Below are 14,611 nucleotides of genomic sequence, written 5' to 3' on the forward strand. Positions count from 1 at the left end.
AGCCATTTTTGATGAACACCAACAGGAAATTTATTGGGAGTGGGGCATCAATCTCAACTGAACCATGAAAATGAGCGAAATATTAAATTCTAGAATGGCTAAATTGATATCATTTAACCTCATTCCTAGATAAATTTAAAGTTTGCCATGCCAAATACAAAATTAACAATGGATGTTAAGTACAAGCTGGATTTGCTAATCAACTCCGTGCGCCAGACGCATGAAAAAAATAGTACAGAAAAAACCAAGGATGCAATTGGACAGGTCTTGAAAGCATGTTCGAATACATGCTTAGAAAAGGGGGTATCTGTAAAAGGCATGAAGAATATGCTTCACATGTCTAGTCTATGGGAGGTAAAGCATGCTTGCACATATGTCATGGAAAATCTTCCTGACCCATACGGATCTAATAATATATCTTTCGACACAAAGGAGCGAAACGATAAATTCAAATGTGAACTTAATTTCATGATCAAAGGCGTAGAAAATAGAATAAAATCTGAATGGGCTATTTTCAATGCTTGCGAACAAGAGTCAGCAGCTACAGGCAGAGTCAATTACAACTTCAGAAATCAATTAATGGAAAGACTAAGGGATCCAATTGATAGCAATGTGCGTGGATTTATCAAAAATGGTGTTTTAGAAACCAATTTATGACAAATAACCATGCAAATCTCATGCGCCATAAAGGCTATTCTATTGACTTCATTCAAAAATTGAATACTAAGTCATTTATACATAAGGATTCACCATGCCAATCATGCTAGGACCGCTATTTTCAACACGAACCAACAATAACGAGTTGGAGGCAAGAGGCCCAGCCCAAGAGCATTCTTGCAGACTTCAGCAGCTTAGACAGGTAAGCAATGATCCTGTAAAGATGGATGCTATCGATGGAGTTGGCACTGGAAAGAATAGTGATCTAGATGGAATGGGAGGAAACTTTCGACTCGCATTAAAAAATGCGGTAGTGGAAAAGGCATCTTCTAATCAAGTGCCGAATGAGGTGTTTCGGGATTTTTTGAGGGAGAGAGGAATTGATCGACTAGTTGTCATTGGCGATAGCCTTTCTGATTCAGATGGCCGGATGTGTAGCAAAACTCTGGGCTTACTTCCATCTTCGACAGCATATTACCAAGGTAAATTTACCAATGGCTTTACTTGGCCCGAATTTTTGGCATCACCAAGCTTTATGGGAACTGATCTTGTTAACAAAGCAGAGGGTGGAGCAGTTGCTGCGCGACACTCTATTAGCCCGGCATTTCTATTTGTTTCCAACATGAGCCGACAAATGAAGGACGTTACTTTTCAGGCGTCTGACGTAGTCATTCTGGCACTGGGCTCTAATGATTACATGACCTTTGGCAAAACTGATGTGGAAAAAGTTGTTTCAACCTATGAGAAAAACATCAAAAAACTAATATCATCTGGAGTCAAGCATATTATTATTGTTGGCGTGCCGGATCTTTCAAAGACAGTGTATGCCTATGATCAAAATAGAGATGAGAACTATAGAGCGAGAATGGGAGAAATATCCACTCACCACAATAGCCGGCTAAGGGAAAAGGTCTCACAGCTGCAACTTGATTATGCTTCTGAAAATGTTTTCATCCGGTTCTTTGACATGCAGGCAAAATTTGAAGAGTTAACTGATATGGCAGGCACGGTTGGATATAATACGACAAAAAATTACTGTGAAGGATATATCGATTTAAAAGACTGGATGGGACTGGGTAGGGAAAGCAAGCTAAATACTGCTCATAGATATATATTCCATGACCAAGTCCACCCTAGCCAGGAAGTTCATCAAATACTAGCCTCACGTATGTTAAATTTCATAAAAGACGAGTTACTTGGATTTTCACAGGACGAGGCTCACTGTGAATTTCCGGTGCCAAGCGTAACCGAATGAGCTGGAGAATAGGCTGCACAGCCGCTGCACTGCAATTCATAAAACGCAAGTAGCTTCTGTGTAGCCAGATTGATTGTGCGCACGGCAATGAAAGCACAGTTTCATTTATAGCTCTTCATCTCCCTCCCGCAGCCAAGCATGCCAATCATTCCTAATTGCAATTAATAATAAAAATACCAAACCAAGCAAAATTGACAAAGCTACCATTAGCAAAACCTTTAACATCTAGCCACCTTATATAAATTTACTACTACAAACTTGAGCAGACTAGCTGATGATGACTCAAATGAAATACTTGACATCAAGTCTATTAAATACTGCCATACATCAATATTCAATAGATAATAAGATTTGATTAAATATATGAATTGCAAAAACAGCTATTAAGATGATGGTATCTGAAAGATTTCCAGAAACCTTCACTAATGACAAGATGAAGAACCTTGTTGCATAAGTGCTCTGACGCCAAAGTCTGACGCAGTGCCTGAAAATGGCTAGTAGATGAAAGGACACATATCACCGTAGCGTAAATCTGCTAACTGGAGGGGAAATGACAAGTTGTAGCATGCAAAGCGAGAATCTGAAGAGAAAAACATCACTTGCCAGCCCCTTTGCAGCCACAAATAGGATGATAACGTTAATTGCTCACGATATGCTGAATTAAATTTCGACTTTTTCTGTCCCTGATTTTCATAAATTCTTCAATCAACTCTTTCAGTTTATTCACTGATTCAGCCTTGCTTGGCGCCTGATGTCTCAGATTAAACCAGAACTTTTCTGCAAGCCAGCCACCAAAAAGGTGGCACACCTCATACTGGAAGCTAGAGTAATTATCACAGCCATACTTACTCAAAAGCGGCATTAAATCCTCAAGCATTTCAGTGCAGAGGATCGCATAACACCCCACCTCCTTTGCAATATGCATATTTTCAAATTCAAAACGATCAAGAAGATGCATATAATCAACATCAGGATTGGTCATCAAGCCTTCCTGAATATATGCAGCACATATAGCTACAGTGATTTGGCCTATCATTCGAATCTCCCCCCGAAGCTACGATCATTCTCATATTGAAAAGTCAGATAGATTTGCCAGCATCAAAAAATTAACGAACAAGCGCAACTAAAAATAAGCTATAACGTCAATTTATACATCAAGCCCAGCTAGACAAACCCAAACATAAAGCTATTCATGTAAAGGTTATGATTGAATTTACGAAACTCTATTTTATTTAACGCTCCCGGCGACATCCTGATCGGCAGCCAGCGCCGGAGGCTCAAAGCCCAGATAGCACAGAAGCTCGCTAACGCGATGATGAAAAGTGGCTGGCATATGTTGAGATTCCTGCTTTTGATGGTCAACGAGCCCATGGCGCCACATCAGGGCAACGGCGTCTCAATCGCTTTCCATTGCTGCTCCATTTGCTTCCGCAATTGGTTCAGCTCGCTGCGCTCATCGAAGCGCTTGTAAATATTCCACCCCACCCAACCCAGCAAGGCGACTGGCAGGGTGACGGCTGCAGCAATGCCCAGAGGCACCGCCACAGCGGTCGGCAAGGCGGCGAGGGAAAACGCCAAGCCTCCGATCAAGGGTAGGCCGCCCAAAATGCGCGCCGGCGTCGGCTTGAATGCTCGAGCGAATGCAGATCTCAGCGTCTGGCCCACAGTCTTCGCTTTAGGCAGACGCTGGCGCAGCGCTGTCAATATCGGTGTCGTCGCCTTCTTGACCTCCTGCGGCAAAGCGTCGCCATCCAGCGACAGCCACTTGGGAAGACGCTCGCTACGGATTCGCTCCACATCAGCGGTCAGCTCGCCGGAGATGTTGGCAAGTTCCCGGACAAGTTTTAGTTCAGCGCTGAATTTGCCGGGACGGGCCGGTTTGATCTTGTCGATATCTGCGACGTAACGGTGCAATGCATCCTGATAGTTCAAGAGAAACTTGCTTCGCAGCACGGTAACCAGTTGCTTGAGCTGTTCTTGAAACGCCGCATCCAACTCCCCGCTCTCCACGTATCCAAGCGAAAGTTCCTGCAACACTTTCCGATTGGCAAGATGCTGTCGTTCCGCCACCAGATATAGTTCGCACAGGCCATCGTTGAGCTTGATCGCATTGCGCACCACCCGCTCCCTGCTCTTTCCCTTCAAAAATTCTGCGGCAGAGAATGAAGCAACAGCGCGATGCAGGATACGCATGAACCCATTTTCATATTGGCTCACGATGCCCTGAGTCACCTGCCGGTAGTTGCGATGGGCCTCCGCATCGATCTGCCCCGCTACCGGCGACGTCCGGTCCAACCGCTGCGGGTAGATATTCTTGCCTGCCGCGTGGCGGGCGTATCTTGCATGCGCCGCTTCCAGATGCTGATCCAGCGCAATCTTGGCCCGCTCTGCCACCTGCTCCGGCGCGTGGCGCTCCCGCACCCGAGCCAGTTCTTCAACCATTTTCTTGTGGAAATTGCCGGCAGCCATACCCACGCTGTCTTCAAACCGCTCCACGCGTTCCTCTGTCTTGATTCGGTGGAAGAAGCGCTGCAGCGCGTCGAACAGCCCATGGTCGTCCAGACTGGGCGCATGCTTGTTCTCCAACTGCCGTACTACCTGCAGCGCCCGAGCCTGGTCCTGCTCCACCCGGCCGTAGTGGGCAATCAGCGGCGCCAGTTCCGCGCCGGGCAGCGGCTGAGCATGACGCCGCGGGTCGCTGAAGTGTTGCAGCACATCCTGCATGACCTGGCGCTTCATCTCCACCACATCCGCCTTGCCTGGCCGGTGCGCCGCCGGGCGGGCCGCCTGGTGGACGATAGCGTCATGCGTGGCATCATCTAACAGGCGGTAACCCGCATCCACGAAGGCCACCTGGGCGAGCAAACGCGACAGGCTACCGCCAGCGGCGTGACAGGCCTGCAAGGCCTGCAGCAATTGCTGCAACTCGTCGCGTGTGCTTGGCTCAGTTCGCCACGTCACTGCCTCTTGCCCCTTATCGCCGCTTAATACAAGGTGGCGAGCAATCGCGGGGCTGGACTCGATGTTTTGACGCAACTTATCGACATGTCGGCCATTGACCTTTCCGAAGGAATAGCCATCTCGGGTATACAAATAGCGGTTGAGCAATTGCAGCAGCACGGCGGACAGGCCCGTCTCCGCTGCCTCCGCGACACAGGGCGCGGCGGAGACTTTTCCTACCTCGATAGCAAAGGGATTAAGCCATTCAGGATAGGCTGGCATTGCGTTTTGGGCGATATCATCACCGCGGTGGAGATGCGATGCGCTCACCGGCGCGGCATCCTGAATGCCAAATGGGTTTCCATCCTGAGCCGCAGGCTGCGTATCCGACGCCTGCGCTGCGGAGCCGGCCGGTTCCTCCAGAATCAGGGGCGCGGCCGACTGCCAAGCCTGACGCAACTGTCCGGGCAGGCGGCTGCCCAGGCCATGGCCGGCCTTTTTCAGCTCCGCCAGCAGCGTCTTGAACTGTAGCGGCGTCAGGCTCTCCGCCTTGAACGCCAAGCCACCGCCGTGTTTCTGCAGATACGCCCCCAGCGCCGGCCTCTGCGCCAGGTCGCGCAGCAATCGGCCAGGATGACCCTGGTGATACGAGGCAAGAACGTCCTGCAAAGGGGCAGCGCTGCGAGCAGGGGCAAGGCCCAGCGAGGCCGGCGCGGCAGCCGGCCGGCGCAAAGGCGCGCCGAACGCGCCGCGCAAAACGGCGCCCACCCCATGCGCCGCATGGCGCTCCGCGCAGGCAGGAATATTTGGCAAGCGGATTCCCGGGCTAATGGTAGCGGTGGGCATGGTGTTCATCTTCCTAGATCAAATGCGGCAACTGCTGTTCCCAACGCTTTCCAATCTCGGCCAGCTGGGCGACAAACTCATCCGGGGACAACATGCCACGCTCGGGGGCCTGCGGCGCGATTTCCTTCGCGATAGCCGCCTCTACATGTGCACGAAGGCGCGCCCCCTGGCCGGGCTGGTTCATGTAGGCGGTGAATTGTTTTTGCATGGAAGAAAGCACTGGCGTGACGAAGGGATTGGCTCCTGCTGCCTTTGGCGTATAAATGCCGTCCTTCTCCTCGCAGGCAATGCGGAGCGCATGGGCCGCCGCGCCAATCTCCTGCAAATACCCGTCGGGCACTCTCGCTCCGCGCTCGACACATAAGCGTCCGAAGGCATCCTTGGCTGCGCTGTACGTCGAGGCGTACACAGCATCGATGACTTGCTGCGCATATATCGGGTCTCGGCGCGCCGTCTCGCTAACGTTGAGTTCCGCGACGGCCTTCATCATGTGATGCTCTGGCCGGGAAACACCCGAGCGATTCATCAGCGGCTGGCGTGCCGGTATGTTGCGGCTAAAATATTTCTCCTGCTTGGCTCGCAGCGCTTGCTGCGCGCCTGGCAACTTTCCTTCTTTGCCCCGCCGCTCCGCCTGGGGCGGTTGCGCGGCGGTGTTGGCACAATGCGTGACGGCAGCCGCCAAACGGCGTGGCGTACCCAGCCCCTTGATCTGGGCAGCCTCAGTGGATGCCTCGTGACGGGTGTGTACTATAGGTGTGCTAGATACATGCATTCCGACTCCTCCATGGTTTGCGTGCCGGTTATACAAAAAATCATAGGTTGCGCTGAGGATGCTCACTTGCAAAAACTAGCCATTGCATGAAAAATTAAAAAAGCCCTGCAATATTTCAGGGCTTGTATACAGGCTCATTTACACAGAGCCACGGTTAGCAAAAACACTTTCCAATTGGGCGATGACATTACCAAATTCTGCTCCTTTCACAGGAGGAAATGCACCGTTTTCGGCAGTAGACAGCTTGGGTTTAGGCGCAACTGGAGGCCGGTTGGCGCTATCGGGCCAGTTTTCCAATATGGCGCCGGTTAGTTCTTGGCCCCGTGCTCTGAGCAATAAAGCGTCTTCGTCATGCTTAGAGTCGTTACTAGATTTAGAGTCAAACAATGCCGCGCTGAGAGAAATTGCATATTTGGAAAATTCTCCGGTTTCTGCCGCGCGGGAGTAACAGAACGCAATGGTGGAAACCGCCAGTTCCTTGCATCGCCTTTGCTCCTTATTCTCATGCGAATCACGGATTGCCTTCCCATAGCAAATGGAGATTTCTTTGCCCAGCTTATCCTTGACAAGGAAGTTCTTCACCTGCGAAATATCAACCATCATCTTTGAGCGCTTGATGATGCCGGCCAGGTCATCATTACTCATCTCTGAAAAATCTACCGCACCTCGCTCCATACCACGCATGGTTGCCTCCATCCGCGCTTTATTACCAGGCACTCGAAACAACCCAGACAAATCCCAGTCCTCCTGGCGCTCGACCCTATGCCTCAGCTCTGCGCAAAGCTGGGAAAAATTTTCAGCATAGATACGATTGCATTCTCGCCGCTCTTGCATAAAGGCGTCATGCTCCGGCTTACTCACTTTATTCAGCGCCGCCTCAATCGCCTGCGAACAATGGCCATAAAACGGCTTGAACAGGCGGGACAGCAAGCTAACGCCCTCCCAGTTGCGGCGAACCTGAATCTTACCGTCACCGTCCACACTAGCGCGGTATTCCTTTTCGTTCACAGTCAGAGAGAAAAAGGCCTGATTTTGGGCGCTGCTTTGGGCGATATTGCGACGTAATTCGGCAACCTGGGCATTGTCAATCGCCAACTGGCGGGTTTGCGCATTCCAGCTGATGCCAGATAATTGAGTAACTATCATATAAATACCTATCCAGTGATTGCTTTAATGATCAACGTATTGAATTTTCTTTACTTAACAAAATAATAATCCATTAAAAACAATGCACTATCAGGAATCGCTCATTACTGCGCCCGCCACCCTAACAGTTTCATTGCGCTGCCTAGCGTCTCAACCTCCAGGTCCGTCAAATAGATTGAGACCCCGTCCTCAGCCCCACGAGACAGAAACTCCTTGCCCAGCCGTTCGCACAGCAAAATGGCGCGTTGCCGTGCTTGCTGGGTGGCGTTGCAGGCCTGCCCCTGCATGCTGTTGTGCAACAAGCGCTCCATTTGCCACAACAACTGCAGACTAACAATTTTTCCACCGCTCCTGGTACGACTATTCATGGGAAAACCTATATCGACATATACGCTACGCAGGTACCACACTTCTAGGTATGAGACAGGCATCACTAGAGCGCCAAGGCTGGGTCAGTCGACACTTCTCATGTTAGGATCTAGAAGCATCGTACTCACTCCACTTTTCCATCATGGATGGATTGCGAACATCTTCCCAAGGCGGAGAAACTTGGATGCCATCTCGGTAAAAAATTACCCTACCGCTCAACTCATCCCAGTGACGATATAAATATCTCAATTCCGACGATGTTATACTTGCCCCACCTTCAGCAGCGTTCTTTCTGACAACGCCATTCATATTCATTCCATCTAAAATGAAATGCAGCTTTCTTGGGCTATCTCCCGGCTGATCAATCAACATGGCAATACCACTCTTGCTACCACGTTTCCACCACTCCCACTCATCCGCATGTTTGCTTGTAATGCGAAGCTTTTCGTGCTTGGTCGCAATCTCTTTATAAGAGTCGAAATCAAACCCTATCTCTTTAGTGCGACCTATCTTTGCCTTATCCACCGCGACATCAATATCTTTTTTGGAAACTAAATTCGCATGTCCACGCTGTATTTTGCTAAATTTTTCGGACAGTGCTGAACGCATCGGATCGTTGTAACTATTAATCACCATAGAGGCGCAAGACCTGACTTTTCTCGCCCATTTGTTATCATCCGCAGGATGGGATTTGTGAAACTCCTCTACACGCCGCAAATAGGGCTCGCGTCCTGCACTAGTGCCATACATCAAATCTCCCTTATGGAAATTTTTCACAATCGGATCTTTGGCCTGAGCCTCAGCACGTACCGGAGCCGCCACAGCTGACTTCTGGTTTAGCCCACAGAGCCTGCTCTCTACCACAGGCCCCCGCCCGCTCCGGCTTCCCTCCAAGGATATATTTCCCCCCTGACGTACCCCGGCTACAGCTTTGGCCAAAGTGGTTCTTGTGCCAGTACTGGCACGCGTCGCGGCAATGCTATCCGCGCGCGGGGTGATAGGCGTACTGCCGCCACGTATGGAGAGATTGGGCATAACAACTCCTAATCAGGGATGAAAAAACTCCCCGGCCGTTTGCCGGGGGAGATGAAGCGATCAGACATTGGCGTAGAGAAGCTCACTCCGCTCCAATACCTGTTTGCCGCAACGCAAGGCCAACTCGACCAGTTGCTCGCGCTGGCCTTTATCCTCCGCCATGCGGTGGTTACGCGTGGCGCGCTCGTCAGCGATGATTCGCTCCAGACTGGCCTTGGAGTCTGGTTTGACCAGTTCCATGGCTGCGATCAGCGTGCCAGTGCGGCCGACACCACCGCGGCAGTGGATCATGGGCAATGCCTCTGGAGCGGCGACGTTGGCGTAGATGGGCGCACGCAGCGCCTTGCCCTCCTTGTCCACTTCGCGCGCCAACTGAGCCAGCTTTTCCAACTGAGCAGCATCTTTTAACGTGCCGTGGTCCCGCCAATTCGTAACGTGCAAGGCAGGCAGAGTGAAAGGCTCGCAACCGTCCATGGTAATCGTCAGGTCGTAACGATGAGCATGCAGACCATCCAAATCGATCCTTCCTCCATTGGGGGTCTTACTGGCGACGGTAACACCGTCGTAGGTATGCCTTCCCTCCGTGAAATATGGCGGCAATTTGCCCTCGCCTTCGCCTACCTGGTCATGACCGGCTAGTACCATCAATGACGAGCACCCCTGCTCGACTAACATACGCAGGTGCGCGCCCAACGCTGCCCGGCTACCCTGCGGGTACTGGCCAGCCAAGGCGGCCGGACGGCCTTCGATGGCGATCCGATTCACCGCCAGTTGGCCCACCTGGGTAGCGCCAGCGGTGGGAACTGAAGACGGTGAGAAGCGAGCATGGGTGATCGAGTTGGGGGCCGCATACGCCGGCCGGTTTACGCTGCCCAGCGCTTTGTCCAATTCACTCAGCAGAGCCTGGGGATCGACCGGGACGGCCGGAGCCATCGGAGTGGACACAGCACGGCTTGGCACGGTCTGGCACGGCGGCGTGGCGTCCGGGATCCTTCCTTGCGCTTGCCGCTCGGCAAAACTGACGTGCACAGGCTCCGCCTGTTGCTGCCTCTCCACGGACTGCTCAACTTGTCGGATCAAGCGCATGGTCAAAGGCTTGGGATTATTCAGATCCAGCCCAGCATCGCGCAAAGCGCCATCGCGATATTGCGGGGACAAGGTCTGGATGAAAGTCTCCAGCGCGGCCTGGTTTTCCATCTTGATGGTTTGCACGTGCGCCCGCACCGCATCGAGATTGCGTAACAGCGGCAACTGTCCCAGCCAGCTGAGCACGCGGCCGCCCAATCCTTCGCGCGCGACGTGCACGCGGACTTGGTCTTGCACTTGATCAGTACGCAGGCGTTGATCCGGCCCGACAGCGCTTACATAGTTAGTGTTCAGTGTCAGAGCCATCATTTCCCCCGCAATTGTTCAGTGTCGCGGACCATTGCGCTGAGCTTTTCCTGGCGGTTGGTAAAGATCTCCAGTCGCTCAAAGACTGCGGCGGTGTCGCCCGGTTCTTCGATACGCTCCAAGTAGAGCAACGCCTGCGCTTCGGGCTCGTAAGCCAGCGCGCCCGCGCGCTGGGCGTGCAGCTCCAGGTTCATCATCAACAGCTCGCGCCAGAAAGCGGCGCCCCTATCCGGGCTCACCTTGCCCAGCAGGCCACGCAAGGTCCAGCCTTGATCGTCGGCTTGCAGCGCGAGCAGCAGCTGTTCATCCAGCATCAGCAGACATTGGCGGTTATCGTCAAAACTCAAGGGCAGGCCCAGGCGTTCACCCAGGAGAGCCAAGTATTCTTTGTGCATATCCATCGTATTCATCTCTATGGCGTTGTACGCCGCTTGTTATTGTTGAGGTCCAGCCGGGATGCATTGAGCGTAGGCAAAGTACTCAAAGAGATCCTGATGTAAAGCTGATGAATCAGGACTTCGCCCCACGTCCCTGCTGTGTGGCGATGACTCGCGGAAGGCGGCGAGCACGGCGACGACGAGGCGGCCGATAGCGATACCAGACTCCATGCAGCCAGTGCAAGCACATCAACAGCCACTCACCGCGCTGTGGCGGGCGCGGAGTTGTCGGCTGCGGGTGGCGCACGATGGCATCGTCGATATCGACGTCATCACAATCGTCGTTATCGAAATCCTGCTCGGCCAGCTGCAGGCACAGTCTCTTCAGCTCACTCGCCTGCAATACACTCGCCTGCGATAGCGCGGAGAGCGGGCGCATACCGACGCGGCTCAAACGCTTCTCCAGACGCGGCGGACGCAGCGGCTCTTCGCCGCTGTCCTCCAGCGTCAAGTCAGCTCCCCCCTCCACCGCGCGCAAGCGCTGTTGCAGCGGGCTGCCTGCCTCATCTGCCATGACTGGCAGCCCCGCCTTCCATTGCATGGGCCTTGTCGGCCCTATCTTTAACGGCAACAAATCCTCCTTATCTCAAGGTTGCCCTCCTTCGCGCTGGCCCGCGCCCGCCAAGCGGCGCTCAACCACCCGGCACACATCGGCCACCGTCTTGATGCTGACCAAGTCTTCGACACCCAGCTCGATATCGAAGGCGTCATTCAAGGTCAGCAGCAGGTCCATCAGGTCCAGCGAGTCTAGGTAGAGCTGATCCACCAATTGGGTTTCAGGCTGCAGCTGGGCGGGGTCCACCGACAGATGCTCGGTCATCAGCGCCAGCACGCTTTGTTCAATGCTTGGGTACATTGCGCAAGTTCCTCGCATCGAAATGCAGGCCATCGGTGCTCAAAGTAACCGGCTGCGGCTTAAGCGGATCGCCCTGCCTGGCCGGGCGCATCTGGGCTGCCCAGTCCTGCCACGACTCGTTGCTCTCCGGCTTCAACCACTCCATGACGGTCGCCACCACCGGAGGGGCGGATTTCACCTTGTCGTCGTTGGAGAACATGCCGTTCTGGCACACCATGTCGCCCACCAGGCGCTTCAGCGCCTCCTTGCGCGCTTTCAGCTGTTCAGCATTGGAGTCCAGCATGCTGCGCAGCTTTTGGGCATCGTCCTGACTCACCGCGCCGTGTTGGCCATTGACCATTTTGAAGCGCAGCTCTGCTAACTCAGCCCGTGCCGCTTGCGGCTGGTTAGGCTGCAACTCCACGCCATCCATGCAGGCTCGCAACAGTTCCTTCTCCGCGTTGAACAGACCAGCCTGCTGCTGACGCTGGCGCGATGCCGCCGTCGACAAGGTATACAGCGCCCGCGGTGTTTGCAGCTTCAGTCCGGCAAACGAATCTGCGTCTTTGCTGGCGTCTGCCGCAACGGTGGCGCTAACGGTCGGCTTCTGGGAGCGAATGGGTCCGGCCTCGCTCCGTGGCGATGATGTTTCCCGCGCGCCTTGATTCTGCGACAGGGTGTCGCGATCAGCAGCCGAATGCTCGGTAGTCCATTCCCGCCGTTCCTGCACCGGCGACAAGGCGGCGCCAGTCTTCATCGTGGTTTCAACGGCAGTATCGACAGTGGCGGTCTGCTCAGCATTATCCTGCGCCCTGAGCCCCGTCTTTGCGGCGTCATTCGGCATGGCAGCACCCGGCGACGTACCCGGAATCAAACGCGGCGCCTTCACCAACTTGGCCCCGCCAGCGCGGCGCAAATCAAGAGACGCCACCGAACGGAACTGCTGCGCCATCGTCACAGCGTCTTCCGCGCCATCTGTCATCGCCGCGGCGTCTGCCCGCGCTATCGGATCCGTGCCCACGCCATGCACCATCTGCCGCAGCGATGAAGCGCTAGACGAGGTGGTTGTGGCGCTGGCCTTGACCACGGCCAAGGCCGACAGGAAGGGGGTGAGCATCGGGTTGCCGCCGCCATTCAGCAGATTGGTGCTGCGCGCCAGGCGCTGCGCCTCGCTGCGCAGTTGTATAAACAGAGGATTCTTGGCCTGCAGCTGCTTGACAACTAGCTGGCTCAGTTGCGCGGTGTAATCCTTGAGCGTGTCGCTGGCCTCGCCTTGGGCAAACTGCTGCAATACATTGTCCTGCTCCTTCCCCCAGCCGGAGAGATCATTGGGCAGCACCGCGTTGCGCATCAAATCAAAGTCCCGGCGCAGCTGCATCGGCTGCGCCGGATGCGGCTCCAGAGCGTCGCGCAACATGCTCACAAACAGGCGCTCGGCCGGGAGGCGGTCGTCCTGAGAGTGGAACTGCCAGCTGCCCAAGTAGGCCGGACTCGGCAGGTTGCGCAGCGGTCCGTCGCGGAACTGCAGCGTGGAGAAGTCTTGACTGGGCCTTGTATCGCCCGCTGCGTTCGTCTGCTGCAACACGCTGCTGCCGGTAGCGGCCACGCCATCATCCTGGGTGGACGCGTGCGCAACGCTAGCGTTGGCCTGGGTGCTGGCGTCGGTGCGCGTGGCATTGTTGGTCAACTTGTCATCCCCGCCTGCTTGATCCCTGGCCAGAGTTGGGATAGAACCAGCCTGCGTCGACGTACGTTGCAGCGTTTGAGGCGGCGCTCCCCACATGAAATCCTCGACACGTTCTGTCGTCCTGCCCGTGCCCGCCTGCGCTGCGTGCGTGTCATTCTGCCGCTGGTTGACGCACTGTCTGACATTTACCGCCATTGGCGTCTGCCGTCCACGGCCGCCTTGCCGCGTGAAGCGGCGGCTGTTGTTGATATGGCGGCTGTTGTCGATGTGGATGTCACCGATATTGAAGGTGATTCCGCCCGGCGCCGGCTGCTGCGGCCCGGCGGCCGCGGGATCACCGGGGCCTGTCGGTTCGGCGGCGGGAGGCTTGGCCGCCGGCGGCACCGTATCCTTGGGCAGTCCGGCCAGAATGTTGCGCAGCAATAGCGGCAGCACGGCTACCGTGTCCAGGTCGCGCGCCAGTTTGCCGACGCCGTAGCCATTCCGCTCGATCAGCCCTTTCCGCGTCTCCCGCAGCGCGTCGAAAGCCTGCTTCGCAGCCTGGTCCACCACGCCGATGAGATTCTTGAGCGTCTCGTCGCCCAGTTGCTTCCCGCCCAGCTGTTCTTCCACATAGGCTCGAATGAAATGCATCACCTGCTGGACCATGAACTGATTGCCCAGCTGTAGGAAGTCGCCGCCGGTATGCTGCCTGGCAAAGTCAGCCAATTGGTGCTCCAACTTGCTGCGCTGCGTATATATCTGTTGGTCGGCCTTGGAGTCCCACGCGTCAAAGGCGGACCTGTCGCGGCCCAGCCCATCCCGGATGATTAGATCGGTGTACTGCTTCGCAAGCGCCTTGAGCTGCTCCTGTGCCTCCACACTCAGATCAGGCTTGGCCTGCAGCTGGCTATATACCTTGGCGAAGGCGTCGATTTCGCGCTGCGCATAGGCATTGCTCGAGGCGTCGAGTGTCTGCCGAAGCAACGCCTGTTTTCCCGGGGACGCCGCCGCGGCGAACAGCGCCTCGCGGGCCTGTTGCTTGAATAGCGTGGAAAACTGATTGGGATCCAGCTTGGCGCTGCGCTGTGCGGAGTCCACCGTGGCCGGCGTGACGCTGGGCGACAAGGAGGAGGCTGGACAATTTTGTGCCCGGGTCAGCACCTGTCCCAACGCACTGGCCGGGCGGTCGTTGGCGCGCCACGCGGACAAATCCGGACAAGAATGAGCACGCTGCAATACGGAGGATGCGATAGTCATG

At 54.7% G+C, this 14,611-nt stretch carries 13 protein-coding genes; 2 read left to right on the forward strand and 11 right to left on the reverse strand.

From position 1 onward, the window contains the following. Positions 1 to 147 precede the first annotated feature (147 nt). Positions 148 to 657 carry a hypothetical protein gene (locus tag C2134_RS21025; protein WP_146042037.1) on the forward strand — a complete coding sequence of 170 codons (510 nt, stop codon included), beginning with the start codon at positions 148 to 150 and terminating at the stop codon, positions 655 to 657. Positions 658 to 751: 94 nt separating this feature from the next. After that, on the forward strand, positions 752 to 1,912 hold the full coding sequence (locus C2134_RS00555; protein WP_103316640.1) for an SGNH/GDSL hydrolase family protein: 1,161 nt from the start codon (positions 752 to 754) through the stop codon (positions 1,910 to 1,912). Between the two features lie 637 nt (positions 1,913 to 2,549). Here the strand turns inward: C2134_RS00555 and C2134_RS00560 are convergent. From C2134_RS00560 to C2134_RS00610, 11 genes are all read right to left on the reverse strand, one after another. Then, entirely contained in the window at positions 2,550 to 2,948 is a 399-nt protein-coding gene (locus C2134_RS00560) for a hypothetical protein (RefSeq protein WP_103316642.1), read from the reverse strand. Between the two features lie 344 nt (positions 2,949 to 3,292). Further along, the gene (locus C2134_RS00570) at positions 3,293 to 5,698 is read right to left on the reverse strand and encodes a hypothetical protein (protein WP_103316645.1); all 2,406 of its coding nucleotides are present in this window, start codon (positions 5,696 to 5,698) and stop codon (positions 3,293 to 3,295) included. 13 nt (positions 5,699 to 5,711) lie between these two features. Next, positions 5,712 to 6,470: a hypothetical protein gene (locus tag C2134_RS00575; RefSeq protein ID WP_103316647.1), complete on the reverse strand. Its 759-nt coding sequence runs from the start codon at positions 6,468 to 6,470 to the stop codon at positions 5,712 to 5,714. 138 nt (positions 6,471 to 6,608) lie between these two features. Continuing rightward, a complete protein-coding gene (locus C2134_RS00580) occupies positions 6,609 to 7,616 on the reverse strand; it encodes a Rho GTPase-activating protein (protein ID WP_103316649.1) in 1,008 nt (335 codons plus the stop codon). Between the two features lie 104 nt (positions 7,617 to 7,720). Next, the gene (locus C2134_RS00585; protein ID WP_146042038.1) at positions 7,721 to 7,984 is read right to left on the reverse strand and encodes a hypothetical protein; all 264 of its coding nucleotides are present in this window, start codon (positions 7,982 to 7,984) and stop codon (positions 7,721 to 7,723) included. 103 nt (positions 7,985 to 8,087) lie between these two features. Further along, entirely contained in the window at positions 8,088 to 9,020 is a 933-nt protein-coding gene (locus C2134_RS21030) for a hypothetical protein (RefSeq protein ID WP_146042039.1), read from the reverse strand. Positions 9,021 to 9,080: 60 nt separating this feature from the next. After that, positions 9,081 to 10,412 carry a type III secretion system effector BopA family protein gene (locus C2134_RS00590; protein WP_158248651.1) on the reverse strand — a complete coding sequence of 444 codons (1,332 nt, stop codon included), beginning with the start codon at positions 10,410 to 10,412 and terminating at the stop codon, positions 9,081 to 9,083. Then, the gene (gene sicP, locus C2134_RS00595; RefSeq protein ID WP_158248652.1) at positions 10,412 to 10,813 is read right to left on the reverse strand and encodes a chaperone SicP; all 402 of its coding nucleotides are present in this window, start codon (positions 10,811 to 10,813) and stop codon (positions 10,412 to 10,414) included. Before sicP ends, C2134_RS00590 begins: the two co-directional genes overlap by 1 nt. Before the next feature lie 109 nt (positions 10,814 to 10,922). Continuing rightward, entirely contained in the window at positions 10,923 to 11,300 is a 378-nt protein-coding gene (locus tag C2134_RS00600; RefSeq protein ID WP_146042040.1) for a hypothetical protein, read from the reverse strand. Positions 11,301 to 11,435: 135 nt separating this feature from the next. Next, a complete protein-coding gene (locus tag C2134_RS00605) occupies positions 11,436 to 11,705 on the reverse strand; it encodes an acyl carrier protein (RefSeq protein WP_158248653.1) in 270 nt (89 codons plus the stop codon). Next, positions 11,689 to 14,610, reverse strand: coding sequence for a hypothetical protein (locus C2134_RS00610; RefSeq protein WP_103316662.1), 2,922 nt, complete (start codon positions 14,608 to 14,610; stop codon positions 11,689 to 11,691). The genes C2134_RS00605 and C2134_RS00610 overlap by 17 nt, the downstream gene beginning before the upstream one ends. Position 14,611 lies beyond the last annotated feature (1 nt).

The organism is Chromobacterium sinusclupearum (assembly GCF_002902845.1).
GTDB classification, from domain to species: domain Bacteria; phylum Pseudomonadota; class Gammaproteobacteria; order Burkholderiales; family Chromobacteriaceae; genus Chromobacterium; species Chromobacterium sinusclupearum.